This is a genomic window from Streptomyces sp. NPDC019224, assembly GCF_040632605.1.
Lineage (GTDB): Bacteria > Actinomycetota > Actinomycetes > Streptomycetales > Streptomycetaceae > Streptomyces.
Genome location: NZ_JBEYCF010000004.1, coordinates 152,453 through 177,903 on the forward strand (window position 1 = coordinate 152,453; position 25,451 = coordinate 177,903).

General features: G+C 75.1%; 19 protein-coding genes. 9 read left to right on the forward strand and 10 right to left on the reverse strand.

From position 1 onward, the window contains the following. Positions 1-36: 36 nt before the first annotated feature. The 4 genes from ABZ564_RS04435 to ABZ564_RS04450 form a co-directional block, all read right to left on the reverse strand. Positions 37-1,572 (reverse strand): HAMP domain-containing sensor histidine kinase, encoded by a 1,536-nt coding sequence (locus ABZ564_RS04435; RefSeq protein ID WP_360849234.1) that lies wholly within the window; start codon positions 1,570-1,572, stop codon positions 37-39. Then, on the reverse strand, positions 1,565-2,305 hold the full coding sequence (locus tag ABZ564_RS04440) for a response regulator transcription factor (protein WP_360849236.1): 741 nt from the start codon (positions 2,303-2,305) through the stop codon (positions 1,565-1,567). Before ABZ564_RS04440 ends, ABZ564_RS04435 begins: the two co-directional genes overlap by 8 nt. Positions 2,306-2,382: 77 nt before the next feature. Next, a complete protein-coding gene (locus tag ABZ564_RS04445; protein WP_360849239.1) occupies positions 2,383-3,258 on the reverse strand; it encodes an amidohydrolase family protein in 876 nt (291 codons plus the stop codon). Positions 3,259-3,271: 13 nt separating this feature from the next. Further along, entirely contained in the window at positions 3,272-4,159 is an 888-nt protein-coding gene (locus ABZ564_RS04450; RefSeq protein WP_360849242.1) for a DUF2797 domain-containing protein, read from the reverse strand. Between the two features lie 53 nt (positions 4,160-4,212). Between ABZ564_RS04450 and sigJ the strand changes: the two genes are divergently transcribed. Then, on the forward strand, positions 4,213-5,157 hold the full coding sequence (gene sigJ / locus ABZ564_RS04455) for an RNA polymerase sigma factor SigJ (protein ID WP_360849245.1): 945 nt from the start codon (positions 4,213-4,215) through the stop codon (positions 5,155-5,157). 114 nt (positions 5,158-5,271) lie between these two features. Next, positions 5,272-6,474 carry an FAD-dependent oxidoreductase gene (locus tag ABZ564_RS04460; RefSeq protein ID WP_360849248.1) on the forward strand — a complete coding sequence of 401 codons (1,203 nt, stop codon included), beginning with the start codon at positions 5,272-5,274 and terminating at the stop codon, positions 6,472-6,474. 22 nt (positions 6,475-6,496) lie between these two features. Here the strand turns inward: ABZ564_RS04460 and ABZ564_RS04465 are convergent, their stop codons facing one another. Next, positions 6,497-7,444 carry an AIR synthase-related protein gene (locus ABZ564_RS04465; RefSeq protein WP_360849251.1) on the reverse strand — a complete coding sequence of 316 codons (948 nt, stop codon included), beginning with the start codon at positions 7,442-7,444 and terminating at the stop codon, positions 6,497-6,499. 190 nt (positions 7,445-7,634) lie between these two features. On the opposite strand from ABZ564_RS04465, the gene tnpB reads away from it, so the two are divergent. Next, on the forward strand, positions 7,635-9,020 hold the full coding sequence (gene tnpB / locus ABZ564_RS04470; RefSeq protein WP_360849254.1) for an IS607 family element RNA-guided endonuclease TnpB: 1,386 nt from the start codon (positions 7,635-7,637) through the stop codon (positions 9,018-9,020). Between the two features lie 73 nt (positions 9,021-9,093). Here the strand turns inward: tnpB and ABZ564_RS04475 are convergent, their stop codons facing one another. Next, on the reverse strand, positions 9,094-10,539 hold the full coding sequence (locus ABZ564_RS04475) for an MFS transporter (RefSeq protein ID WP_360849257.1): 1,446 nt from the start codon (positions 10,537-10,539) through the stop codon (positions 9,094-9,096). Positions 10,540-10,749: 210 nt separating this feature from the next. Between ABZ564_RS04475 and ABZ564_RS04480 the strand changes: the two genes are divergently transcribed. From ABZ564_RS04480 to ABZ564_RS04495, 4 genes are read left to right on the forward strand one after another with little or no spacing between them, the layout of a single operon-like run. Next, a complete protein-coding gene (locus ABZ564_RS04480; RefSeq protein WP_360849260.1) occupies positions 10,750-11,778 on the forward strand; it encodes an AfsA-related hotdog domain-containing protein in 1,029 nt (342 codons plus the stop codon). 3 nt (positions 11,779-11,781) lie between these two features. Then, positions 11,782-14,235, forward strand: a complete 2,454-nt coding sequence (locus tag ABZ564_RS04485; RefSeq protein WP_360849263.1) for a BTAD domain-containing putative transcriptional regulator — start codon at positions 11,782-11,784, stop codon at positions 14,233-14,235. Further along, complete coding sequence (locus ABZ564_RS04490; RefSeq protein ID WP_360849266.1) at positions 14,226-16,439, forward strand: LuxR C-terminal-related transcriptional regulator; 2,214 nt, start codon at positions 14,226-14,228, stop codon at positions 16,437-16,439. The genes ABZ564_RS04485 and ABZ564_RS04490 overlap by 10 nt, the downstream gene beginning before the upstream one ends. After that, complete coding sequence (locus ABZ564_RS04495; protein ID WP_360849269.1) at positions 16,430-18,124, forward strand: AMP-binding protein; 1,695 nt, start codon at positions 16,430-16,432, stop codon at positions 18,122-18,124. The genes ABZ564_RS04490 and ABZ564_RS04495 overlap by 10 nt, the downstream gene beginning before the upstream one ends. Positions 18,125-18,149: 25 nt before the next feature. Here ABZ564_RS04495 and ABZ564_RS04500 read toward each other — a convergent pair whose 3' ends face one another. From ABZ564_RS04500 to ABZ564_RS04510, 3 genes are all read right to left on the reverse strand, one after another. Then, positions 18,150-19,109, reverse strand: coding sequence for a polyprenyl synthetase family protein (locus tag ABZ564_RS04500; protein WP_360849272.1), 960 nt, complete (start codon positions 19,107-19,109; stop codon positions 18,150-18,152). Between the two features lie 177 nt (positions 19,110-19,286). Further along, positions 19,287-21,992 carry an AAA family ATPase gene (locus ABZ564_RS04505; protein ID WP_360849275.1) on the reverse strand — a complete coding sequence of 902 codons (2,706 nt, stop codon included), beginning with the start codon at positions 21,990-21,992 and terminating at the stop codon, positions 19,287-19,289. A 146-nt stretch (positions 21,993-22,138) separates the two neighbouring features. Further along, entirely contained in the window at positions 22,139-22,966 is an 828-nt protein-coding gene (locus ABZ564_RS04510) for a metallophosphoesterase (RefSeq protein ID WP_360849377.1), read from the reverse strand. Positions 22,967-23,287: 321 nt separating this feature from the next. Here ABZ564_RS04510 and ABZ564_RS04515 point away from each other — a divergent pair, with 321 nt between their 5' ends. Continuing rightward, positions 23,288-24,007, forward strand: coding sequence for a 4'-phosphopantetheinyl transferase superfamily protein (locus ABZ564_RS04515; protein ID WP_360849277.1), 720 nt, complete (start codon positions 23,288-23,290; stop codon positions 24,005-24,007). Positions 24,008-24,031: 24 nt separating this feature from the next. Here ABZ564_RS04515 and ABZ564_RS04520 read toward each other — a convergent pair whose 3' ends face one another. Then, positions 24,032-24,175 (reverse strand): hypothetical protein, encoded by a 144-nt coding sequence (locus ABZ564_RS04520; RefSeq protein ID WP_360849279.1) that lies wholly within the window; start codon positions 24,173-24,175, stop codon positions 24,032-24,034. 272 nt (positions 24,176-24,447) lie between these two features. Between ABZ564_RS04520 and ABZ564_RS04525 the strand changes: the two genes are divergently transcribed. After that, entirely contained in the window at positions 24,448-25,440 is a 993-nt protein-coding gene (locus tag ABZ564_RS04525; protein ID WP_360849282.1) for a LuxR C-terminal-related transcriptional regulator, read from the forward strand. The last annotated feature ends 11 nt before the right edge of the window (positions 25,441-25,451 follow it).

Below are 25,451 nucleotides of genomic sequence, written 5' to 3' on the forward strand. Positions count from 1 at the left end.
CAGCGGGTGCCGGCTCCGGCGCGAAGGGCTGTCCCGTCATCCCCGGCGGGGGCCGTCCGTCCCACCCCGGTCCGCCGGGAGACGCACCGCGAACACCGTCTCGCCCGGGACCGAGCGGACCTCCGTGACGCCGCCGTGCGCGGTCACCACGGCCTGGACGATCGCGAGGCCCAGGCCCGTCGAACCCGCGTGGCGGGAGCGGGAGGCGTCGCCCCGGGCGAAGCGCTCGAAGACGTGGGGCAGGAGGTCCGGGGGGATGCCGGGGCCGTCGTCCTGGACCTCCAGGGTGACCCAGGGGCCGGCCGGGTCGGCCAGCACGCGGGCGGTGACCGTGGTGCCCGGTGGGGTGTGGGTGCGGGCGTTGGCCAGGAGGTTGACCAGGACCTGATGGATGCGGGTGGGGTCGGCGCGGACCGTGGCGGGGGCGTCCGGGAGGTCCAGGCGCCACTGCCGGGCGGGTTCGGCGCGATCCGCCGCGCGGGCGTCGCTCACCGCGTCCACGACCAGCGGAGAGAGATCGGTGCTCTCGTGCGAGAGCGGGCGGCCCGCGTCCAGGCGGGCGAGCAGGAGCAGGTCCTCGACCATGCCCGTCATGCGCTGCGCCTCCGACTCGATGCGGCCGAGCGCGTGCCGGGTGTCCGGGCCGGGGTCCTCGCGGCCGCGCCGGGTGAGTTCGGCGTAGCCGCGTATCGAGGCGAGCGGGGTACGCAGTTCGTGGCTGGCGTCCGCGACGAACTGGCGCACGCGGGTTTCGCTGCGCTGCCGTGCGTCCAGGGCGGAGCCGACATGGCCCAGCATCCGGTTCAGCGCGGCACCGACCTGACCGACCTCGGTGCGCGGGTCCGCCTCGGCGTCCGGGACGCGTTCGAGGAGGGCCACCTCGCCGCTGTGCAGGGGGAGTTCGGAGACCCGGGTCGCGGTGGCGGCCACCCGGCGCAGGGGACGCAGGGCGACCCCGACCATCACCGCGCCCGCGATCCCGGCGGCGACGAGCCCGGCGCCGGTCACGCAGACCTCGACCAGGATCAGGGTGCTGAGCGCGCGGCTCACCTCGGTCGTGGGAATGCCGACCAGGACGGTCGCGCCGTCGCTCGCGGGCACCGCCCGCACCCGGTAGCCGCCCAGGCCGGGCAGGTCCACGTCGTGCGCGCGGTCGTCCGCCGTGACACCGGCCGCCTCCAGGGCGTCCTGCTGGGCGGCGGTCAGCGGTTCGGTGTTCTCGCCCGCGTCGAACCCGCCGCCCTTGACCACGGCCGAGCCGGTGATGCCGCCGTCCTCGACCAGCGCGCCGAACGTCTGCAGCGGCTGGCCGCCCATGCCGATGAAGCCGAGCGGATCGCGGTCCGGGGATTCCTTGGGGCCCCGGGGGGCGCCCGGCACCGGTGCGCCCGGCACCCGCCCGGCCCGGACCGCGATGTCCCGCAGCTGGTCGTCCAGCTTCCCGTACATGTAGCTGTGGAAGGCGATGGCCGTGACCGAGCCGATCACCGCGGCGACGACCGCGATCAGCGTCACCGCCGAGACCACCAGCCGGGTGCGCAGGGTCCACGGCCGTCCCGGGCGCCTACTCACCGGGTTTGATCAGGTATCCCGCGCCGCGCCGGGTGTGGATCATGGGCGTGCGGCCCGCGTCGATCTTCTTGCGCAGGTAGGAGATGTACAGCTCGACCACGTTGGCCTGGCCGCCGAAGTCGTAGTTCCAGACCCGGTCCAGGATCTGCGCCTTGCTGAGCACCCGGCGCGGGTTGCGCATCAGGAACCGCAGCAGCTCGAACTCGGTCGCCGTGAGGTGGATGTTCGCCCCGCCCCGGCTCACCTCGTGGCTGTCCTCGTCCAGCATCAGGTCGCCCACGACGAGCTGCGACTCGCCGCGCGCCGTCGCCGTGCCCGAGCGGCGGATCAGGCCGCGCAGCCGGGCCACGACCTCCTCCAGGCTGAACGGCTTGGTGACGTAGTCGTCGCCGCCCGCCGTGAGCCCGGCGATCCGGTCCTCCACGGAGTCCCGCGCGGTCAGGAACAGCACCGGCACGTCCGACAGTTCCCGGCGCAGCCTGCCGAGGAGGGTGAGCCCGTCCATGTCGGGCAGCATCACGTCGAGGATCACCGCGTCCGGCCGGAACTCGCGGGCCGCCCGCACGGCACCGGCGCCGTCACCGGCGCTGCGGACCTCCCAGCCCTCGTAGCGGAGCGCCATCGACAGCAGCTCCGTGAGCGAGTCCTCGTCGTCCACGACCAGGACCCGCACGGGGGTGCGGTCCGGCCTGAGCAGTTCGGTACGCCCCTGGGGCGAGGTCGTCGTCGTCATGCCTCAACCGTCCGGGGCCGCTCTGAGAGAGTCCTTGTCCGTTTCTGTGAATTCCCTGAGAAAGCCGGAGCGGATCCTCAGAGGCCGAACAGCGACTTCGCGTTGTCGTGGCAGACCGCCCGCAGCCAGTCGTCGCCGAGTCCCAGCCGTTCCAGGGCGTGCAGCTGGTGCGCGTACGGGTACGGGATGTTCGGGAAGTCCGTGCCCAGCAGGATACGGTCGCCGAGGTCCGCGAGGCGGCCGTGCTCCGCCTTCGGGAACGGCGTGAAGCCCTCCGTGAAGTCGGTGAACGCCATCGTCGTGTCGAGCCGGACCTCCGGGTACGTCTCCGCGAGGCTCAGGAACTCCGGGTACTCCGGCATGCCCATGTGCGCCACGATCAGCGGCAGCCGGGGGTGCCGGGCCAGGACGCGGGCGACCGGGTCCGGGCCGGTGTGCTTGCCGGGGGCCGGGCCTGAGCCGCAGTGCGTCACGACCGGGACGCCCGCCTCCGCGAGGAGGCCCCAGACCGGGTCGAGCAGGGGATCGGCGGGATCGTACGCGCCGACCTGGAGGTGCGCCTTGAAGACCCGGGCCCCGGCCTCGACGGCCTCCCGCACGTAGCGCTCGGCGTCCGGTTCGGGGAAGAAGGTCGCGGTGTGCAGGCAGTCGGGGGTGCGGGCGGCGAAGTCCGCCGCCCAGCCGTTCAGCCAGGCGGCCATGGACGGCTTGTGCGGGTAGACCATCGATGTGAAGCGGAGGACCCCGAACGAGCGGAGCAGGGCGAGCCGTTCGTCCTCCTCGTGCCGGTAGGTGATCGGCCACTCCATGCCGGTCAGCGGGCCCGCCGAGTCGAAGTACGCCCAGACCTTGCGCAGCACCCGCTCCGGCATGAAGTGCGTGTGGACGTCGATGAGTCCGGGCAGCCCGAGCCGCTGCCACAACCGCACCACGTCGTCGTGATCGTCACCCATACGGCCGACCTTCTCAGAACAGCCCGTCCTGCGCGGCGCCGCCCCCCACCGCGACGGTCGGCACGCCCACCCCGGCGGCGCCCGCACCGGCCGCCGCCAGCGTCCATCCGGTCATCAGCCGCGTGTCGACGATGACGAGGCCCTGCGCGCCCGTGTCCAGGTGCAGGTCGGGGCCGGCCGCCGCGACCAGCCGGCCGGCGACCGTGCCGCCGTCGGTCAGGCCGGTCACCGCCCGGACCGGCCCGGGGCCGGACACCGCTCCCAGCCCGAACACCCCCGCATGGTCCACCGCCACGAACGGCAGCCGCTCCAGCGACTCCGGCCCGCCGCCCTCCAGGCCCGCCGCCTTCCCGTACAGCTCCGCCAGCTCGGCGGCCCGGAGCGCCGGTTCCGGCAGGTCCGCCCGCACCGCCCGCTTGCGCGCGTACGGAATGCGGTCCGGGACCCCGAGCGCCGCCCGCAGCACCTCCTCGGCCCGGCGCGCCGCCATCAGCGGGCCGCGCCCCAGCCAGCTGAAGACCACCGCACCCTGCTCCCGCAGCCGGGCCGCGCCCCGCTCCTCGGCGGTGATCCCGACCTTCACCATCCCCGGCCCGAACCACGCCAGGTACACCCGGTACGTGCGCGGGTCGTCCGGGATCGTGTCGGCGGCCACCGAGTGCGCCCGGTCGAGCCGGCCGCACTCGGGGCAGCGCCCGCCCGTGCTCCGCGCCGGGACCACGGCACCCACCGGGCAGGCGTTGCCCCGGGCCCCGGAGCAGCGCCGCTCGCCGGCCGCCCGGAAGCCGAACTCCGTCCCGTACGCCAGGGGGCTCGCCCGCGTCCGACTCCCCTTGCGCCAGCCGAGCGCGGGGCCGGCGGATTCCTCGGGCCAGCGGAGGCCGGTGCACTGCCAGTCCATGCGGGCACCTTACGGCCGGGCGCCGGCGACGGGCCCGGGGCTAGGATTCCGGCATGGACCCGACCGTGCAGGACGTGGACCGGTTCGAGGCGGCCAGGCCCCGGCTGGAGGCCATCGCCTACCGCCTCCTCGGATCGGCGAGCGAGGCCGAGGACGCCGTGCAGGACACGTACCTGCGCTGGCAGGCCGCCGACACCGGGCGGATCGAGGTTCCCGAGGCGTGGCTGACGAAGGTCCTCACCAACCTCTGCCTCAACCGGCTCACCTCCGCCCGGGCCCGCCGCGAGACGTACGTGGGCGCGTGGCTGCCCGAACCGCTGCTCGCCGGGGACCCCATGCTCGGGCCCGCCGACACCGTGGAGCAGCGCGAGTCGGTCTCGTACGCCGTGCTCACGCTCATGGAGCGGCTGACGCCGGGCGAGCGGGCGGTCTACGTGCTGCGCGAGGCGTTCGGCTATCCGCACCGGGAGATCGCGGAGATCCTGGACCTCGGCGAGTCCGCCGTGCAGCAGGTCCACCACCGGGCGAAGAAGCACATCGCGGACGGCAGGACGCGCACCGAGGTCGACGAGGCCGCCGCCCGCCGGGTCGTCGAGGAGTTCCTGCTCGCCGCCGCAGGCGGCCGGACCGAACCGCTCGTGGAGCTGCTGACCTCGGACGTGTTCTCCCTCGGGGACGGCGGCGGGAAGGTGCCCGCCCGCGCCAAGGCGTTCGAGGGCGCGAAGGCCGTCGCGACGTTCATGCGCGGCCTGCTCAAGCCGGGCAGGGCGAAGACCGCGGTCACCGGCGGTCCCGCCGAGCTGCACATGACGCACGCCAACGGCTCCACCGCCGTCCTCGCGGTCGTCGGCGACCGGGTCATCGGCGTGATGTGCGTGGAGGTCACCCCCGAGGGCATCGCCTCGTTCCGCAACCAGGTCAACCCGGACAAGCTGGAGCGGGCGACCCGGCGGTGGGCGGCCATGGAGCACGGAAAGCCGCTGCTCACAGCGTTCTGAGCAGGCAGTGACCCACGTCACACGAGGTTCCTGTCAGGAAATCGCGGGCCGTCCGGTTCAAGGGGCGAGACACCACCCCGCAGGGGCGGACCCGCGCGAGACAGGAGCAGGCACATGCAGCAGCACCGCATCATCGTCCTCGGAGCCGGATACGCCGGAGCCGTCGCCGCGGGCCGCGTCGCCAGGCGGCTGCGCCGCGAGGACGTCACCGTCACCCTCGTCAACGCGGAGCCCGACTTCGTCGAGCGCGTCCGCATGCACCAGCTCGCGGCGGGCCAGGACCTCACGCCCCGCCCCTTCTCCGAGATGTTCGCCGGCACCGGGGTGGAGCCGAGGGTCGGCCGGGTCACCGCCGTGGACGTCGACCGCAAGGCCGTCACCGTCCAGGGCGTGGACGGGCCGGAGGAGCTGGCGTACGACACCCTCGTCCACGCCCTCGGCAGCACCTGGGACACCCGGGGCGTCCCCGGCGCCGCCGAGCACGCCCACGAGATCGCGAGCCGTCCCGGCGCGCTCCGGCTGCGCGACCGGCTGGCCGCCCTCGCGCCCGGGCAGTCCGTGCTCGTCGTCGGCGGCGGGCTGACCGGTCTGGAGGCGGCGACCGAGTTCGCGGAGGCCCGCCCGGATCTCGACATCGCCCTCGTGGCACGCGGCGGGCTCGGTGACTGGCTCTCGCCCGCCGGCCGCCGGCACGTCCGCAAGGTCTTCGACCGGCTCGGGATCACCGTCCACGAGCACACCGCCGTCGCGGAGGTCGGCGCCGCTCACGTCACCACGGCCGAGGGCACCTCGCTCCCGGCGGCGGTCACCGTCTGGACGGCGGGCTTCGCGGTCCACCCGCTCGCGGCGGCCACCGCCCTGCGGACCTCCGGCGACGGGCGGATCGTCGTCGACGCGACCATGCGCTCGGTCTCGCACCCCGACGTGTACGCCATCGGTGACGCGGCCCTCGTCGCGGGCCCCGGCGGCAAGCCGCTGCGGATGTCCTGCGCCTCGGGCGTCCCCACCGCCTGGCAGGCCGCCGACGCGATCGCGGCCCGCCTCACCGGCACCAAGGTCCCGTCCACGCCGCTGCGTTACTTCAACCAGTGCGTCTCGCTGGGCCGCAAGGACGGCCTGATCCAGTACGTCACCGCCGACGACCGCGCGGTCCGGGCGGCGCTGACGGGCCGGATCGCCGCCGTCTACAAGGAGCTGGTCTGCAAGGGTGCCGCCTGGGGCGTCGCCCATCCGACCGCCGGTCTCCTGATCCGCCGCCGCCCGGTCGTGGCGCGGCAGGACGGAGTGGCGGCGCCGGTGGTGGCCGGGCGGGGGTGACCGGGGAGGCGACCGGGGGGCCTCACAGCAGCCGCTCCGGAAGCGGCCCCGCGCTCGGTGTCCGGGCGCGGGGCCCGTCCGGGGTGACGTACTCGACGTCGCCCAGGGGGTCGGCCGTCACCTCGCCGACCACGGCTGCGTGGCGGCCCTCGGGGCGGGCGTGGAGGGCGGCGAGCACGGCGGCCGTGCGGTCCGCCGGGACGAACAGGCACAGGCAGCCCGCGCAGGCCGCGTCCAGCGGGGCGAGTCCCCGGGTCGCCAGCGCCACCCGGGCCTCGTAGCGCACGGGCAGCGCGGACTCGTCCACGCACAGGGTCAGGCCCCGGGCCGCGGCGCTCAGGCGCAGGGCCTCCGCGAGGCCGCCCGCGGCCACGGGGCGGGCGTGGTGGAGGTCGGCGCGGACCTCGCGCAGGAGGCCGGTGAGGGGGGCGCAGTCGCTGGGGACGTGGTGCTCGTAGCCGAGGCCGTCGCGCAGGGAGACCAGGTGGGCGGCGTGGTCGCCGAGGGGGCCCGTCACCACGATGCGGTCGCCGGGGCGGACGCGGTCCGGGCCGAGCGCGGGCCCGCCGCGCTCCCCGAAGGCGGTGGCGGTGACGTAGACCCGGTCGGCCTCGCCGGCGCGCACGACCTGGGTGTCGACGGCGGCGACGGTGACCCCGGCCTCGGCGGCGGCGTCGCGGACCGAGGCGGTGAGCCGGTGGACCAGGTCGAGCGGGAGACCGGCCTCCAGCACGATGCCGAGGGCCAGGTGGCGGGGGTCGGCGCCGGTGGCCGCGAGGTCGTTGACGGCACCGCAGACGGCGACCCGGCCGACGTCCCCGTTGCCGAAGAACGGCGGATCGACGACGTAGGTGCCCGCCCGGACGGCGACGTCGGGCTCCCGCGGGGCCAGGGCCCGGGTGATCAGTTCGCGCACCTCCGGGCCGAAGCCGACCTGGGCCGTGTACCGGTCCCGCGTGTACGTCGGCAAAGCCGCCCCCCGATGCGCTCCGTCATGACCGTGCCCATCATGCTGCGAGGGTGCGGCGGTGCCTACCCGTGTCGTCGGTAGGGGTAAACAACTGTTCCTATTTCTTTCAGTAGTTGTGCGGTGTTATCTGTGAATATGCCGATGTGGTGAAGGTGTGTAGTGGTTGCCGCTGCCCCGGCGGGGTGAGTGCGTGAAGAAGTTCGTGCCGCAGCCGGGCTTCACCGTGTCCGCGCACAGGCTGGCTCTGGACCCGGGTGCTGCGGCTGTGGCCCGGTTGCACTCGCATGCGGGTGCGGCGCGGGCCGCGTACAACTGGGCGGTCGCTCATGTCACCGCGGGGTGGTGGGAGGAGAACTCCAAGGAGGCCTACAACACCGGTCTCGGCAACGCGTCGGCCGCGTTCGACAACTACGCGAAGTCCAGGAACGGGAAACGCAGGGGTGCGCGGGTGGGTGTGCCGCGTTTCAAGTCGAAACGGAAGGCCCGTGCGGCGTGCCGGTTCACGACCGGGGCGATCCGTATCGAGGCGGACGGCAGGCACCTCACCCTGCCCCGGATCGGCACGATCCGCCTCCATGAGCCGCGTCCCGACCTGCGTGCCCGGATCGACGCAGGTCACCTGCGGATCCTGTCCGCGACGGTGCGTCTGGACCGGGGGCGCTGGTTCGTCTCCTTCCAGGTCGAACAGCGAAACGAACTGGTACGGGTCGCGCGCCCGGACGCTGGGGTCGGGATCGACCTGGGCATCAAAACCCTCGCCGTCCTCGCCGACAGCGACGGCGCCGTGACCGGGGTGCCCAACCCGCGCCACCTCGACCGCGCGCAGAAGCAGTTGCGCCGGGCCGGCCGTGTCGTCTCACGCCGCCGGGGCCCCGACCGGCGCACCGGACAGAAGCCCTCGCGTCGGTGGGAGAAGGCGAACCGGGCCCGGAACAAGGTGCATCACCGGGTGGCGAACCTGCGCGAGGACTCCCTCCACAAGCTGACCACCCGCCTCACCGCCGAGTACGGCACCCTCGTGGTCGAAGACCTGAACGTAGCCGGGATGGGCCGCAACCGGCGGCTGTCCCGCCGGGTCGCGGACGCCGCGTTCGGCGAGATCCGCCGCCAGCTCACCTACAAGCCCCGCCGGCACGGCACACGGCTGGTCGTGGCCGACCGGTGGCTCCCCTCCTCGAAGACCTGCTCGCGCTGTGGTGCGGTGAAAGCCAAACTGCCCCTGCACGTGCGTGTCTTCGAGTGTGACGCCTGCGGGCTCGTCCTGGACCGGGACGAGAACGCCGGACACAACCTGCTCGCCCTCGCGAACCGCACCACCCGCACCACCCGCAGTACAGGTACCGGAGTGGCCGGAGACCTGGACCCCACCGTCGTGGTGGGGTCGAAGCCCCGTGGAGCCGACCGCAAGACCCGCACCACCCTTCCCCAAGCTCTCAACTTCGTTCGAGCAGGGGAGACCCCATCCGGCCACCCGGCCGGGACGGGGCGGGCAGGTGGCACAATCCCCGGCCCCAGAGCCGGGACAGAAACGGGAGACCGTCAACAGGACACCAGAACGCAACTCGCACTCTGGTGACACCGTCACGGACCGTTCCGGCAGAAACGCCGGAATTGCTGAGATCCACTGATATTCAAAGCAACGGGATTCGCTAGGGGCGGTCGTACGCGCGCAGGAGGAGGACCGCCGCGACGGCGGCCAGGGCGGGGAGGGCGCCGAAGCCGGCCAGGATGCCGACACGGGCCGTGAGGGACTGTCCGGCGGCGTCACCGGTGCCTGAGGAGACGTATCCGGTGAGCTGGAGGACCAGGCCGTAGAGGAACGGGCCGACGGCCACGCCCAGGCCCTCGGCGGTCGTGAACACCCCGGAGAGCACGCCCCCTTGGTGGCGGCCGGTCCGGGCCGTGTCGCGGGCGATGCAGTCCGGCAGCATCGCGTACAGGAAGAGCAGCTGGCCGGCGTGGCCGGTGCCGGCCAGGGCCATCGTGACCAGCACCGCGCCCTGCGGCAGGAGCGGCGAGGCCAGGAAGAGCAGGCAGCCGGCGGTGAACAGCGCGGAGGCCAGGGCGTATCCGCGCGGGCCGCGCAGCCGGGACCACAGCGGCATGGTCAGCAGGTTCGGCGCGACGAACGCGGCCACCAGCGGGCCGACCCCGGAGGAGTCGTGCAGCACGTGGTCGGCGAAGTACGGGGCGCCCGCGAGGAGGACGCCGGTGGCGACGGACTGGAGGACCACGCAGCGCAGCAGCGCCATGAAGGGCGGGTTGGCGCGGGCGGCGGCGAACTGTTCGCGGAGGGTGGGCTGGGCCGCGTCGGCGGGTGCGGTGCTCTTCGCCGCACGGGCCCCGGCTCCCGGCGTACGGGCTCCTGCTTCCGGCGTACGGGCTCCTGCTTCCGGCGTACGGGCCCCGGTTCCCGGCGTACGGCCTCCGGCTCCCGGCGTACGCGTGCCCGCGAAGACCCACACCGCGCCCACCGCCACCACCACCGCGCCGAACGCCCCGGCCCAGCGGTGGCCCGGCAGGCCGCCGCCCCCCGCGTCCACCAGCGCGGGCGCGGCCGCCCCCGTCACCAGGGCCGCCACGCCGATGACCGCGACCCGGCCCGCCACCAGGCGCATCCGGTCCTCCTCGCGGTCCGCGAGCTCGGCGGGCATGGCGGCGTACGGGACCTGGAAGAAGGCGAAGGCGGTCGCGGTGAGCAGGTAACCGGCGGCGGTGAACCAGGCTCCGGCCGAGCCGGGCAGCGGGCCCGCGAAGGTCAGGGCGAAGCCCAGCGCCATGACGAGCCCGCCCACCAGCACGTACGGGCGGCGGGAGCCCCAGCGGGTGCGCGTACGGTCGCTGGCGCGGCCCACGAACGGGTTGAGGACGACGTCCCACGCCTTCGGCAGGAAGACGACCGCCCCGGCCAGCGCGGCACCGACCCCGAGCGTGTCGGTGAGGTACGGGAGCAGGAGGAGACCCGGGAGCGTGGTGAACGTGCCCGTGACGAGCGACCCCGAGGCGTAGCCGAACCGCACGCGGCGGGTCGGCCCGCCGGTGCGCGCGGGTACGGACGGGGCGGAACGGTCGCCGCCGGTGTCGGTGATGGCCATCGCGGTGCCTCCCTGGAAAGCCCCGCCGAGGGCGCGGGGGATGTCCCTCGGCGGGGCTGTCGGGGCACAGCATCGCCCAGCGACCATGGATGCCGCTTAAGTACGGCTCCTCCCCGAACGCACCTTCCTGCCATGCATTTTGTGGCCACCGGCGGCAGGTGGCCGGGGCTTGCCGAGGGCTTCACCATGTGCTGAGAGAAGGGGAGGGACATGACAGTCGACAACCGCACGGCCTCGGCTCCCGCCATCCACGGACCGGTGACGGCGGGGAGCGCGGGGATCGCCCAGCACCTGATCCACCGCCCGGCCGCCCGGTCCTACTACGGTCTGGACGCGCCGAGTCTGGGCGAGGAGTACTTCACTCTCGTCGGCGACACCCCCGTGGCCCATCCGCTCTTCAACGACGGCCCCGGCCGCTTCCACGACCTCCAGATCGCCACCGCGGGCGTGCGCGACGTCGGCGAGCTCGTCGGCCACCGCTACTTCGGCGTGCCCGAGGACCGCCCCGGCCTCTTCTACCGCTTCTCGCTCGACCTCACGGATCTCTCCGCCTGGCGCGCGAACCCGGCCGGCGGCCGGGGCGTGGTGATGGAGACGCAGATCAGGGCCCGGCCCGCGAACGTGGTCGCCGATGTGCCGCGCGGACTCGACTTCCACCTCGACGTGCGGATCGACGGGCGGCCGTGCGCCGTCGGGTCGGCCGGGATGGTCTTCCTGATGCCGAAGCTGTACCGCAAGCACGTCGCGCACGCCCGGCAGGCGATGCGCGCCGTGCCCGAGCTGAACGACACCCCCGACGCCCCGCCGCGCCCGGCCGGCGCCGCCGAGGTGAGCCGGTGCGCCGGGGAGAACGTGGTGATCAGCGAGCCCGTGGACGCCTCGCGCGGCCGGATCAGCACCTGGGTGCTGTCCGCGCCGGTCAGCCCGGTGTTCGACGTGACGGACGGGCGGCAGCAGGGGCAGTTCTCCGGGCTGCACCTGCTGGAGTCGCTGCGCCAGAGCTCGCTGCTCACCGCCGCCCGCGCCCACGGCCTGGACCCGGAGCGCAGCACCCTGGGCGCCTGCGAGGTGCACTTCCGGGGGCAGGCGGAGCGCGCGCTGCCGCTGCGCTGCGTGGCGGTGGCCGGTCCGCTGGGCCGGGACGCCGAGGGCCGGCCCTCGGTGCCGGTGACCCTGACCCTGACGCAGCAGCGGTGGGCGGTCGCCGAGGCCCGCACCTGCGTGGTCCAGGACTACTGACCGGTGGACGCGGTGCGTTTCGGCATCCTGGGCCCCCTGGAGGTCAGCGGCGGCGCGCCGGCGGCCGCCAAGCTGCGGGGTGTCCTCGGGACGCTGCTGGTCCGCGCGAACGAGGTCGTGTCGGTGGACGGCCTCATCGACGAGCTGTGGCCCGACTCCCCGCCGCGCACCGCCCCCACCACCCTCCAGGTGTACGTGTCCCACCTGCGCAAGGCCCTGCGCACCGCCGACCCGCACCACGGCCGGGAGACGCTGCTCACCCGCCGCCCCGGCTACCTGGTGCGGGTCACCCCGGACGAGCTCGACAGCACGGCCTTCCTCGATCTGTCCCGGCGCGGCCACCGGGCCCTGCACGACGGGGACTTCGCCGCCGCCGCGGATCTCCAGCGCCGGGCGCTCGCCCTGTGGCGGGGGCCGCTGCTCTCGGACATCCCGCACGGGCCGCTCCTGGAGGGCGCCGCCGTCCGCATGGACGAGGCCCGCACCACGGCGCTCGACGAGCGCGTCCGGGCCGAGCTGCACCTCGGCATGCACCGCGAACTCGTCCCCGAACTGCACGAACTGGCGGCGGAGTACCCGCTGCGCGAGGAGTTCCACGCGCATCTGATGGTGGCGCTGTACCGGTGCGGGCGGCAGGCCGAGGCGCTGCGGGTGTTCACGCTGCTGCGGCAGACCCTGGTGGACGAGCTGGGCATCGAACCCGGCCCGAGGTCCCGCCGGCTCCAGCGGCTCATCCTGGAGGGCGACCCCGGCCTGGCCCGCCCCGAACCGGCCCCGGCCGTGAGCCCGGGGGCCGGTGGCGGCGGCGGTGGCGACCGCCCGCTGCCCGCTCCCGACCCGTCGTTCGTGGGCCGTACGGGGGAACTCGCCGCGCTCGAAGGCCTGTTGCGGTCCTGCACCGGGGGCGGGGTGATCGCCGTGACGGGAATGCCGGGGGCCGGGAAGTCGGCCCTGGCGGTCGAGGCCGCGCACCGGGCCGCCGACGCGTTCCCCGGCGGGCTGCGCCTGCTGGATCCGCACGACGGCGGACGCCCGCCGCGCCCCGCCCCCGCGCGGGGGGCGCTGCTGGTGGTGGACGGGGTGGCCTCGGAGGCCGACGTACGGCCGCTGCTGCCGCTCGGGTACACCCTGCTGCTCACCGCCCGCCGGGTGCCGGCCGGGCTGCCGGGGCTGCGGACGCTGCTTCTCGGACCGTGGCGCCCGGAGGAGACCCGGCAGCTGGCGCGGCTGTTCGACGGGCACCGCGAGGACGGCCCGATGACCGCGGACAGGACCGGTGAGATCGCCGAACTGTGCGGGCGGCTGCCGCTCGCCGTGCGGGCCGCCGCCGCCCAGCTCGCCGCCCGGCCGCACTGGACGCCCGCCACGCTCGTCGACCGGCTGCGCGCGGAGGACGGCCGGCTCGACGCGCTGCGCACCGGCGACATGGACGTACGGGCCCGGCTGCTGGCGGCGTACGAGGCCTGCGACGACGGGCGGCGCCGGCAGTTCCGGCTGCTGTCCCTGCTGCCGCCGGGCCCCTTCGACGCCTCGCGGGCGGCCGTCGCCCTGGACCTCACCGAGGCCCGGGCGCTCGCCGCGCTGGAAGGGCTGGCCGACGACCGGCTGGTGGAGGCGGACCGGGACGCGTGGCGGCTGCCGGAGCTGCTGCGGCTGCTCGCCGCCGAACGGCTGGCCGACGAGGAGGACGGGGGATCCGTCCGGGCCGCCGTGCGGCGCGTGTGCCTGGCGTACGCGCCGGGCGCGGCGGGGCCCCGGCGCGCGACGGACCCGGACGCGCCGGCGCTCGCCCGGCTGGCCCGGTCCGCGTACGACGCGGGGCTGTGGGAGCTGACCGTACGCCTGACGGACGGGCTCGCCCGGTGCGCGCGGCCCGACGCGGAGGCCGAGGAGGCGTGCTACGCGCTGGCCCTGGACGCCGCGCGGAGGTGCGCGGACCGGTCCGCCGAGGCCCGGATGCTGCGGCTCCGCGCCGAACTCGCCTGGCGCTACCGGCGCTTCGAGTACGCCCGGAAGCTGTGGGGGCGGGCGCTGGTACTGGCCCGGGAGTGCGGTGACGAGGAGGAGGCGGGGCAGGCGCTGGTCGGTCTGGCCGAACTCCTGCTGGACGGCGGTGCGGCCGGGGAGGCGGCGGAGCTGCTGGAACCGGTGCTGGCCGCGCCCGGCCGGGCCAGGGGCCGCTACGAGGCGGCGCGGGTGCGGGCGCTGGTGGCGCTGGCCCAGGAGGGACCGGAGGCCGCCCGGGTCTGGTTCGACGAGTGCCTGACGCTGGCGGGGGCGCTGGACGACCCCGCGCTGCGGATGTACGCACGGCGCTCGCTGCGGGCCCTGGACGCGGGCACCGACGCGTCGGGGGCGGGTTTCGGGGCGGTGGAGATACGGCCGGGGCTCTGGCGGATTCATCAGGGCGGCCCGTTCGCCGGGGCGTCCCGCACGGTGGGGGAACCATGTCGGTAGCGCTCGGCCCGGACACGGAACTGGTCGGCAGGGAGACCGAGACCGCCGCCCTGCGGGAACGCCTGCTCTCCCCCGGGGTGCGGCTGGTCACGCTGACCGGGCGGGCCGGCGTCGGCAAGACCCGCCTCGCCCGGCAGGCCGTACGGGAACTCGGCGGTGCGTTCGCCCACGTGGAGGCCGTCGACGCGACGGTCCCGGGCGCGCTGCGGGGGCTCGGGCCGGCGTTGCCCGGGGACACCGCCGGCCGCCGCGTCCTGCTGCTGCTCGACGGCTGCGACCACGAGGCCCGGGAGCCCGCCGCCGAGGCCGCCGTGGCCCTGGCCGGCGACCCGCGCGTGGTGGTGCTGGTCACCGCCGTGGAGCCGCTCGGGGTGTACGGGGAGCAGCTGCTGCCCCTCGGCCCGCTGCCCGTGCCCGGTGAGGACGACGGTGAGGAACCGCACGCCGTGGCGTCCGTGGCGTCCGTGGCGCTGTTCGTGCGGCGGGCCCGGGACGCCGATCCGTCGTTCGCGCTGACCCTGGAGAACAGCGCGGCCGTGGCGGAGATCTGCACCCTGCTCGGCGGTCTGCCCCTCGCGCTCGAACTCGCCGCCCTGCGGCTGCGGTTGCTGCCCCCGCACCTGCTGGCGGCCCGGCTGCGCGGACGTACGACCGTGCTGGCGGGCGGCCCGGTGAACGCGCCCGCCCGGCACCGCTCGCTCACCGCGCTCGCCGAGTGGAGCTGCCACGGCCTGGAACCGGCGGCCCTCGCTCTGCTGGAACGGCTCGCGGTGTACGAGCCGGGCTTCGGGCTCGCCGCCGCCGGGCTCGCCGACGAGGAGGGCCTCGAACCCCTGATGGACCGGGGGCTGCTCACCGTCGTCGGTGAGGAGCGGGACGGGCTGCGGCTCGCGGTGCCCGAGCCCGTACGGTCCCACGCACGCGCCCGGGCGGCCGGGGCGGACGGTGCCGGCGCGGTCGCGGACGCGCACGCGGAGCGCTACCGCCGGCTGGTGGCGGCCGTGCTGCCGGGGCTCGCCGGGACCGGCCAGGACCGGCTGCTGCGGGAGGCGGCGGCCGAGAGCCCCAACGTCCTCGCGGCCCTGCGGCGCCTGCACGAGCGGGGCGACGGGGAGGCCGCTGCGGCGATGGTGCTCGGCTGCCACCTGCCGTGGCTGGCGCAGGGGCGGCTGCGGGAGGGTCTGGAGTGGTGCGACGCGGTCGCCGAGGGCGGGCCGCTCGCGGAGGCGCTGCGGGCCCGGCTCACCGACCTGTCCGGGGTGTTCGCGCTGGCGCTGGGCGATCCGCAGGAGGCCGTACGCCGCCACCGGCGGGCGCTGGCCCTCGGCAAGAGCGTGGGGGACCGCCGGCAGAACGCCCTCGCCTCGCTCCGGCTCGGCACCGCCCTGCTCAGGTCCGGTGACGCGGCGGCGGCCCGCAGCGTGCTGGTCACCGCGCACAGCGCCCTGTCCACGATGGGCGTCACCGGGGGCACCGCCGAGGCGGCGGTCGCGCTCGCCGCCGCCCTGCACGCCGAGGGCGACCGGCGCAAGGCGCGGGACATGCTGGTCAGGGCCGAGGAGACGTTCCGCCGCAGCCGCGACGGACGCGGCCTCGCCGGCGCGCTGCGGGCCCTGGCCGGGCTGGACCTGGAGGGCGATGAGCCGGAGCCGGCCGAGGCCGCGCTGCGGGAGGCCCTGCGACTGTACGAGGCGATCGACGAGCGCACCGAACTCCCCGGTTCGCTTGAGGAGTTCGCGCTTCTGCTGCTCCGCTCCCAGCCCGCGCAACGGCCGCGCGCGGTGCGGCTGCTCGCGGCGGCGGACGTGCTGCGGCAGCGCACGCGCGCCGAGGTCCCGCAGGAGTGGCGCTCCCGGGCCGAGCGGGCCCGTACGGAGCTGGGCGCCCGGCTGGACTGGCCCGACTTCGCGACCGCGTGGGCGGAGGGCGTACGGATGTCCGCGCCGACGGCGGTGGCCGAGGCGCTGTCGTCACCCGTGCCGTCGCGGCGCCCGGCGGCCGGGGCCGCGGCCGAGGCGCAGTCGCTCACCCCGCGCCAGGCGCAGGTGGCGCTCCTGGTCGCGGAGGGGCTGACCAACCGGCACATCGCCGCCCGCCTCGACATCTCCGAGTGGACCGTCGTCAACCACGTCCGCCAGGTGATGCGGCGGCTCGGGTGCACCTCGCGGGTGCAGGTGGCCGGGGCGGTGGGGCGATGGGGATGACCCGGGGCACCGGCACGGCGGAGCGCCGCCTGCTGGAGCTGACCGCGCCCGACGAGGTCGTCCGGCGGTTCCGGGCGGCCGGGTGGTGGCGGGAGGAGACCTTCCTGGACGATCTGCGCCGCACGGCGGCCGGTGCGCCGCAGCGGCCCGCGATCGTCGCGGAGCGCGTGCTGCGGCCCGAGGGCGAACGCCGGGTCACCGTCACGTACGGGCAACTCGCTCTGTACGTCGACCGGTTCGCGGCGGCCCTGGTCTCGCTCGGGGTGGCTCCGGGCGATCCGGTCGCCTACCAGCTGCCGAACTGGTGGGAGACGGCCGCCCTCACCCTGGCCTGCTGGCGGGCCGGGGCGGTCGCGGTGCCCGTGCTGCCGACCGTGCGGGCCCACGGGCTGCGGCACATCCTGGACGGCACCCGGGCCCGCGTGTGCGTGGTCCCGGACACCTGGGAGGGCTTCCCGCACGCCGAGGCCCTGGCCGATCTGGCACCGGGGCTGCCGTGGCTGCGGCACCGCGTGGTGGTGGGGGACGCGGCGGCGACCGGGGCGGTCGACTTCACGGCGTACTTCGCCCGCACCCCGCACGAGAGGGCCGGGGCGGGCCGGCGCCCCGGGCCGCTGCCGGGGCGCGCGGACCGGCCGGCGCTGCTGATCAGCGTGATGGGGCTGCGCGACGCGTACACCTCGGTGGTGCACTCCCCCGACACGCTGTACGCCAACATCGCGGCCCAGCACCATCCCGAGGGCCCGGGGCGGCGGCCCGGCGAGGTCTTCCTGAGCACCCTGCCGCTGACCTCGCTGGCCTCGCTGATCTACACCGTGTGCTGGCCGCTCGCGGTCGGCGGCACCGGCGTCTGGCAGGACGTGTGGGACCCGGGCCGCTGCCTGGACCTGATGGCGTACGCCGGGGTGGACCAGGTGTACGCGGAGCCCGCGTACTTCGCGGAGCTGCTGACGACCCAGCGGCAGCGGCCGCGGGACCTGGGGCGGCTGCGGCTGGTCCTGTCCGGCGGGCGCACCAGCACCCCGGAGCCGCTGGCGGCCGAGCTGCGGGAGGTGTTCGGGGTGCCGGTGCTGTCGGCGTGGGGGGCGCCGGAGCTCGGCATGGGCGCGCTGTCGGCGGCGGCCGGTCAGGCGCGGCTGCTGCGGGGACTGGAGGTGCCGGCCGGGGACGGTCCCGGCCCCGCCCCGCTCCGGGTGCGCGGGCCGTCGGTGGCCCTGGCGACCTGGCGGCACGGGGTGGCGGTGCCCGTGTCGACCTGGGAGGACGGGGACGGCTGGCTGGACACCGGGGACCTCGCGACGACGGACGCCGGGGGCGGCATCCGGGTCCGGGCCCGGGCGGGCACCCGGACCGGGGCGATCTTCATGGTGCCGGTCGCGGAGGTGGAGGAGGGCCTGCTGTCCCATCCCCGGGTGGGCGAGGCGGCGGTGGTCGCCTACACCGACCCGGAGCACGGGGAGCTGCCGTGCGCGGTGGTGGTCCCGGTCGCGTGGGACCGGCCGCCCGGAGCCGCCGAGCTGCGCGAGCACCTCACCGCGCGGGGGGTCGCCGAGGCGTTCCTGCCGACGCGGCTGGAGATCGTGGGCGCGCTGCCCCGCGACGAGGACGGCCGCCTGCGACGGGTAGCCCTGCGCGCGTGGCTGCTGCGCGGCCGGCCGGGGAGCCCCAAGCCGGCCCCGGCGTAACGGGCTGACGGCCCGGCCGCACCGCTCACTCGCAGCCCGCCACCCGGCGGGCGAAGGCCATCAGTTCGGTGCGCCAGCGAGGGGTGACAGGGGCGGTCGCCACCAGCGCGTCGGCGCCGTCGAGCAGCCCGGCGATGGTCTCCTCGGCCTTCTCGCGGGCCTGCGCGTCGAAGAAGACGTCCCGCAGGAACTGGGCGTCGCCGTCGAACCCCGGCCCACCGCGCAGGAACCCGCGGATCCGCCAGGCGGCGTGCAGGGCGCGCGCGTACTCCTCGTACGTCTCGCGCAGGTCGTCGCGGCCCGCGAGCGCGGCGCCGATCAGCAGGGCGTGGCGCAGCCCGTACCAGCCGGCGCCGCAGCCGTCGCCGCAGCCGTCGAGGCACTGACCGGGCCAGGCGTCGTCGAGGTACTCCGTCGCCGCCGCGGCCTCGGCATGCGCGCCGATGGTGCGTTCCGTGCGCAGGCCGTCCCACAGCTCCCGGGCGGTCAGGGGCAGCCGGGCCGCGAGGCGGTCCCCGTACGCCGTCGCGAGGTCGCCCGCGAGTACGGCGGTGTCCTCGCCGAAGCGGCGGGACTCGCCGCGCCAGCCGTTGCGCTCGTGCTCGGCGGCATGGCTGATGTGCAGGGTGGGGATGCCCCGGCGCAGGGTGGCGTTCCGGCGGACGTCGTCCCGGATCATCAGGCAGGTGTCGAGGAGTTCGAGCGCGGCGCAGGCGGACACCACGTCCTCGCCGGCCGGGTCGCCGCCGGCCGCGAGGTAGCCGGTGAGGCAGATGACCGGATGGGCCCGCTCGGCCCCGGCCTGGACGAGTTCGGCCACGCCCGCCACCAGCACCGCGCTGCGCGGATCGGCCGTGCGGCGGCTCCGGGTCTCGTCGGCGAGGAGGCGGGCGAGCCGCTCCTCGACCCGGTCGAGCATGGCGTCGCGCACCTGTCCGGGACTCCCCGCGCTCCCCGGCTGCTCGTACGTCGGTGTGGTGGTCATGGTGCCCTCCCTGGTGGGCTACGGCCTCGGGACCGACCTTCCAGGACGCGCCGCGGCAGGACCACCCGGGACCAGTGGCGCGGGCGTGTCCGGCCGGGGAGGGGGCGGGAGGACACCAGTCGCCTGCCATGGCCGGGCGGACCCGGCGCGGGCTTGCCATGACCTTGCTATGGGCTGTCATCGGATGAACTCGGCGACCCCCAGGTGGAAGTCGACCGGGAGGGCCTGCCGGCCGGGGATCTCCAGCTTGCGGTAGACGCGGGTCAGGTGCTGCTCGACGGTGCTCACCGTGATGTACAGCTTCTGGGCGATCTCCCGGTTGGTGTGGCCGTGCACGGCCAGCAGGGCGACCCGTTTCTCCGACTCGCTGAGGCTCGCCACCAGGTCGGCGTGCGGGGCCTCGGCGGCCGACGCCGCCTGCGGGGCCTCACCGGTGTGACCGGGCAGGATCTTCACGCACAGCGCTTCCGCCCCGCACTCCTTCGCCACGTGCCAGGCCCGGCGGTTGACCATGGCGGCGCGGGCCGGCTCGCCCAGGACGCGCAGCACCTGGCCGAAGTCGCTCATGGCGCGGGCCAGTTCGTAGTTGTCGCCGGACCGGTGCAGGTCGTCCACGGCCTTGGTGAGCATCGCCTGCCGCTCCTTCGGCTCGCGCAGCGAGGCCCGCAGCCGCAGCGTCATCCCGCGCACCCAGGGGTCGCCCGCGTCCCGGGTGGTCAGCTGGTCGGCCAGGAAGCGGTCGGCCTGCTGGCTCTCGCCGAGCCGCAGCAGCGCCTCCGCCGCGTCGGCCCGCCACGGCAGGACCCTCGGCCGGTCCAGGCCCCAGCGCTTCATGTGGCGGCCGATGTCCAGGAAGTCGCCGAGCGCCGCGTGGAACCGGCTCGTGGCCAGCGCGTAGTGCCCCCGGGCCCGCAGGTAGGCCAGACCGTGGACGCTGCCGGTCAGCCGCTCGGGGACGGGCCTGCTGAGCACGGCGGCCGCCGCCTCGGGCTGCCCCATGGCGGTCCGGGCCCGCACCAGGGTGGCCATGAGCCCGCACAGCTGGACGCCGCCGCCCCGGGCGGGCACCACGCGCAGGGCGTCCTCGGCCGTCTCCGCGGCGCCGCTCAGGTCGCCCAGGCGCAGCCGGGCCTCGGCCAGGAGCCCGGCGAACACGGCCTGCCAGCCGGTCGCACCGCGCTCCGCCGCCTGCCCGGCGAACCTCTCGCACCACGGCACCGCCCGCTCGGCGCCGTCCAGGAAGAGCAGGGTGCGCAGGGCCTGCACGGCCGGTTCCACCATGCCCTCGGCCAGAGTGGCCCCGCGCAGGAAGAGTTCGGCGGCCTGCGCGGCGACCCCCTCCTCCACCTCGGCCGGCAGCGCCCACAGGGCGGCCGGGTGGACGGCCCCCCGGACGGCGCGGCCCGGGTGCGGTGCGGGCGCGCCCGGGCCGCGGCGACCGACGGCGCCCCACTGCGGGAACGCCGAGAGCCCGTCGAGCGGGTCGTCGCCGGGGATCTCGCCGTGCCTGCGGTCGGCGCCGGGGTGGCGGCCCTCACCGGCGGCGAGCCGTTCCAGCACGTCCGTCGACTCGTCGATGCGGCCCTGCGCGGCCAGGACCCGGGCGAGCGGGCCGAGGGCGAGGGCGTCCAGCCGTCCGGCGGCGAGGGCGGCCAGGGGTTCGGCGAGGTGGCGTTCGGCGCCGACCGGGTCGGTGCGCCCCGTGACGACGGCGAGCCGGACGCTCAGTTCGGCGCGGCGGGCCTCGTCCGGGCACGCCTCCCGGGCGAGCGCCAGCAGGGCGGCCGCCTGGTCGAGCGCGGCGTCGGCGGCGTACTGGTCGGCGGCGGCGCGCAGCACGGGCAGCGCCCAGTCCTCCCCGGTGTGCCGGGCGGCGAGGAGCTGGGCGGCGACCACGGTGTCGGGGGCGCCGGCGGCACGGGCCAGCAGGGCGGCCTCCCGGTGCAGGCCGCGGCGGGCGTCCGGCTCCATCCGGTCGAGCACGGCGGCCCGGGCGGCGGGGTGGCAGAAGCCGCGCTCCCGGGTCAGCAGCCCCGCGTCCTCCAGGGCGGAGAGCGCGCGGGCGGCGGCGGGTTCGGGGGTGCCGGCGAGGCGGGCGACGTGCGGGGCGGTCGCCAGGGGGTCGAGTACGGCGATGGCCTCGGTCAGCGCGGTGGTGGCGGGCCCGCAGCGGTGCAGGCAGGCCAGCACGGCCTGGGTGTAGGCGTCGCCGGGGCGGGCGCCGGGGTCCTGGAGCAGGGCGCGCAGCAGCAGCGGGTTGCCGCCGCCGGCCCGGTGCAGCCGGGCGGTCTCGGCCTCGGTGCGGTCGGGGAGCATGGCCCGGACCGCGTCGGGCGTGAAGCGTTCGAGGCGCAGGCGCGAGAAGTGGGGCAGCCGCAGCAGTTCGGTGCGCAGCAGCGGGTCGTCGCCGTGCTCGTGGACGGACTCGGTGAGGGCGAGGAGCACCTTGGCCTCGCGGGTGCCGCGGGCGAGCTGGAGCAGGTAGCGGCCGGAGAGCTCGTCGACGTGGTGCAGGTCGTCCACGCAGATCACCACGGGCGCGGTGGCGCTCAGCTCCCGTACGGCGGAGGCGAACTGCCGCATGGTCCCGACCCGGCCGGCCTCGGCGGGCGACGGGGGCAGGGGCGGGAGCGCGCCGGGCGGCGCGTCGGCGGTCAGCTGGCGCAGCACGCCGAGCGGATGGCGCCGCTCGGCGGCGGTGGCCATTCCCCGCAGCACCAGGGCGCCGCGTTTCTCCGAATTTACGGCAACGGTCTCCAGGAATTCACTTTTTCCACAGCCGACCGCCCCTTCGATGAGAAGCAGTCCGGAATTCCCTTCCCCGCAGCCTTCGATCAGCTTTTCCAGAAGAGAAAGTTCTTCGGCGCGACGGAACAAAACCATGAGATCCCCCATGCCCATGTTCCGGTCCATGGTAAAGAAACGGGAATGCGAACCGGATACAGGACCGATCGAGCAGCGCTTGAGAAGCAATCGGGTTTCAGCATAGGGGTGGGTCCGCCGCTGCCACGATGGCCGGAACCTGCCAGTCAGCAATCCCCGGGGACGGCCGGAAAGATGCGGCGGGGCGCCACCCCTGTCTGCCCCCGGTGGCGCCGCTCCCTGGGGTAGCCGACCGAGACCTCCTCGAAGCGCACACCGTCGTACCACGTGGTGCGCGGGATGTGGAGGTGTCCGTACACGACGGCGGCGGCGCGGAAGCGGGTGTGCCAGTCGGCCGTCAGCTCGGTGCCGCACCACTGGGCGAACTCGGGGTGGCGCAGGATGCGGGTGGGCGTACGGACCAGCGGGAAGTGGTTGACCAGCACGGTGCGCAGCTCGGGGTCGCAGGCGGCCAGGCGCTGTTCGGTGGCGGCGACCCGGGCCCGGCACCAGGCCTCGCGGGAGGGGTAGGGGTCGGGGTGCAGCATGAACTCGTCGGTGCACACCACGCCGGCCTCGTACGCCTGCTCCAGCGCCTGTTCCCGGGTGGCGGCCGTGGGCGTGCGGAAGGTGTAGTCGTACAGCAGGAAGAGGGGGGCCACGACCAGCGGGCCGCCCGGTCCGGACCAGACCGGGTACGGATCCTCCGGCGTGTGCACTCCGTACGAGCGGCAGATTTCGATCAATCGCCGGTACCGGGCGTCTCCACGCAGCGGCACAGGATCATCGCGAAGAGTCCACAGATCATGGTTTCCGGGAGCCCAGATGACGGTGGCATAGCGGCGGGTGAGCAAATCGAGCACCCAGCTCAGATCGTCGGGGGACTCCCCGACGTCACCGGCGACGATGAGCCAGTCGGCGGGGCTGTCGGGATACAGCTCCTCGACGATCCGGCGGTTCTCCGGGAATGCGACATGGAGGTCGCTGATGCCCATGAGGTTTCCGTGCGCCATTCCCCCAGGCTGGACGCCCGACGCGAGGGAGAACACCCCTTCCCGACCCCTCAGTTGACGGTGTGTGACCTGAACACGGAGGGTCCCGCCCGGGTATAGCAGGGGCATGGCAAGGGCGTCGCCGGGTGGTGGCAGTCCGGCCGCAGGCGGGGTGGGCGGGTCCCTGCGGATGGCAGCGGGCTGGCAGGAACGGCGGCGGGAGAGGTCCGGGCCGTCCGGCCAAAGGCCGCCGCGCTGGCCGCCGCGGGGCGGCGGCGGGAGCGTGGGAAGCGTCCACCCGACGCCCCGACCTGAAGGACTGCCGTGCTCACCAAGCTCCTGCCTTCGACCGTCGCCACCGCCGAGGCCACCGTCGACCCGGCCGACGTGTTCCTCTTCCCGGAGGAGGAGTCCCTGATCGGCAACGCCGTCCCGAAGCGCCGGCTGGAGTTCTCCACCGTGCGGTGGTGCGCCCGGCGGGCGATGGGGGCGCTCGGGGTGGCGCCGGCGGCCGTGCTGCCGGGCCGGCGGGGGGTGCCGCAGTGGGCGCCCTCGGTCGTGGGGTCGATGACGCACTGCGCGGGCTTCCGGGGCGTGGCGCTCGCCCGCAGGGAGGACTTCCTGGCGGTGGGGATCGACGCGGAGCCCAACGCCCCGCTGCGGCCGGGAGTGCTGGAGTCGATCGCGCTGCCCCAGGAGCTGCGCCGGACCCGTGAACTGGCGTGGGCGATGCCGGAAGTCGCCTGGGACCGGCTGCTGTTCTCCGTCAAGGAAGCGGTGTACAAGACGTGGTTCCCGCTCACCGGCCAGGAACTCGACTTCACCGACGCGCTGGTGAGCGTGGACGCGGTGCAGGAGACGTTCACCGCCCGGCTGCTGCCGGACCCGGACACGTTGTCCCCGGCGGGGCCCACCTCGTTCAGCGGGCGCTGGTCCGCGCGGGACGGGGTGCTGCTGAGCGCCATCGCCGTACCCGCGCGCAGGCCGGCGGGGGCCGCACACGGCGATGCTCCCCGCATGTGCGCTGCGGGGAGCATCGGCTGAGTCGAGTCGGTACGGGCGGGACGGTCAGGTCAGCGGGCCCCAGCGGTCGTCCGCCGGCCGGTCCCCGCCGGTCTCCCCGAGCCCCACGGAGACCGCGCTGCGAGCGGACGTCCCCTGCGAGAGCCCCACCATGAACTGTCCCCCGAGAACGGCCAGAAGTACACCCATCAGCAAAGTCAAGCGAACCAAAGATTCTTTACCGTAACTTGCCATTGCGACTCCCCTAGGTCGACGAATGAGCCTTACCTCCGGCTACTCCGTCGCCCGGAACCTCCGGCTTCGGTGCTCCCGGGCGACGGGAAAAGAGTCTCGGACACCGATCATTCGCGCCAAGAGCTTCACGTTGGCGTAAAGTTACGTGGCAGCAATTACACCGACCAGTGGGGGCTGGCGTGTTCCAAGGGGAGTACGCGGATTCAGGCTTTGCCGAACTGGATGACGTGAGCGCTGCGGCATACGGCATCGCCGTCGAGTGCGGCCGTTTCGACCGGGAACGGATTGCCAAGGACCTGTCCCTCACGCACGACGAGGTCGCCCGGGTCGAAAGCGTGCTGGTCGGTGTCCGGCTGCTCCAGTCGGTGCCCGGTCACTCGCACCAGCTGACCCCCGTCACACCCGACGCCGCCGCCGCCTCCCTGGTGGGCCCCGCCGAACGGCAGATCCGCGACCTCCAGCAGGCCGTCACGGAGGTCCGGGCGAAGCTGATGTCGCTGACCCCCCTGTACTTCGAGGGCCGCCGGGTGCGCAACCACCTGGAAGCCATCGACATCATCAGCGACCCCGCCCGCATCCAGGCCCTCCTGGACCATCTCGGGCAGACCTGCAAGAGCGAGCTGATCACCGTCCAGCCCGGCGGCGCGCGCCCGGCGGACCTCCTCGACGACGCCCGGGAGAGCGCGCTGTCCATCCTGTCGCGCGGGGTGCACATCCGGACCATCTACCAGCACACCGCGCGCAACGACCTGCCCACCCGCTCCTACGTCCGCGACGTCACCGCACGGGGCGCGGAGGTCCGGACCGCGGACGAGGTGATCGACCGGCTGATCATCTACGACAGGGAGGTGGCCTTCCTGCCGGCGCGGTCCGCCCGCGCGGGCGGCTTCCCGGGTGCGGCCGTCGTCCGCGAGCCCGCGCTCGTGGCGTTCCTGTGCTCCGTCTTCGAGTACCTGTGGGAGGGCTCGACCCCGTACATGGTGGAGTCCCAGCGCCCCTCGTCCTCGACCGACGAGCTGAAGTGGTCGATCATCCGGCTGATGACCAAGGGCTACAAGGACGAGATGGTCGCCCGCCGGCTCGGCATGTCCGTGCGCACCTGCCGGCGCCACATAGCGGAGATCACCGAGCAGTTGGAGGCCACCAGCCGGTTCCAGGCCGGCTACAACGCCGCCCGTCAGGAGATGCTCTCCGACGACTCGGCCACCCGGCCGCTCTGACGGGGGCACCG

Bases quoted from the DNA above. Each gene is read 5' to 3' on its own strand.
- ABZ564_RS04440 (WP_360849236.1), bottom strand. From the start codon at position 2,305: ATGACGACGACGACCTCGCCCCAGGGGCGTACCGAACTGCTCAGGCCG.
- ABZ564_RS04445 (WP_360849239.1), bottom strand. From the start codon at position 3,258: ATGGGTGACGATCACGACGACGTGGTGCGGTTGTGGCAGCGGCTCGGG.
- ABZ564_RS04450 (WP_360849242.1), bottom strand. From the start codon at position 4,159: ATGGACTGGCAGTGCACCGGCCTCCGCTGGCCCGAGGAATCCGCCGGC.
- sigJ (WP_360849245.1), top strand. From the start codon at position 4,213: ATGGACCCGACCGTGCAGGACGTGGACCGGTTCGAGGCGGCCAGGCCC.
- ABZ564_RS04460 (WP_360849248.1), top strand. From the start codon at position 5,272: ATGCAGCAGCACCGCATCATCGTCCTCGGAGCCGGATACGCCGGAGCC.
- ABZ564_RS04475 (WP_360849257.1), bottom strand. From the start codon at position 10,539: ATGGCCATCACCGACACCGGCGGCGACCGTTCCGCCCCGTCCGTACCC.
- ABZ564_RS04480 (WP_360849260.1), top strand. From the start codon at position 10,750: ATGACAGTCGACAACCGCACGGCCTCGGCTCCCGCCATCCACGGACCG.
- ABZ564_RS04490 (WP_360849266.1), top strand. From the start codon at position 14,226: ATGTCGGTAGCGCTCGGCCCGGACACGGAACTGGTCGGCAGGGAGACC.
- ABZ564_RS04495 (WP_360849269.1), top strand. From the start codon at position 16,430: ATGGGGATGACCCGGGGCACCGGCACGGCGGAGCGCCGCCTGCTGGAG.
- ABZ564_RS04500 (WP_360849272.1), bottom strand. From the start codon at position 19,109: ATGACCACCACACCGACGTACGAGCAGCCGGGGAGCGCGGGGAGTCCC.
- ABZ564_RS04505 (WP_360849275.1), bottom strand. From the start codon at position 21,992: ATGGTTTTGTTCCGTCGCGCCGAAGAACTTTCTCTTCTGGAAAAGCTG.
- ABZ564_RS04510 (WP_360849377.1), bottom strand. From the start codon at position 22,966: ATGGGCATCAGCGACCTCCATGTCGCATTCCCGGAGAACCGCCGGATC.
- ABZ564_RS04520 (WP_360849279.1), bottom strand. From the start codon at position 24,175: ATGGGTGTACTTCTGGCCGTTCTCGGGGGACAGTTCATGGTGGGGCTC.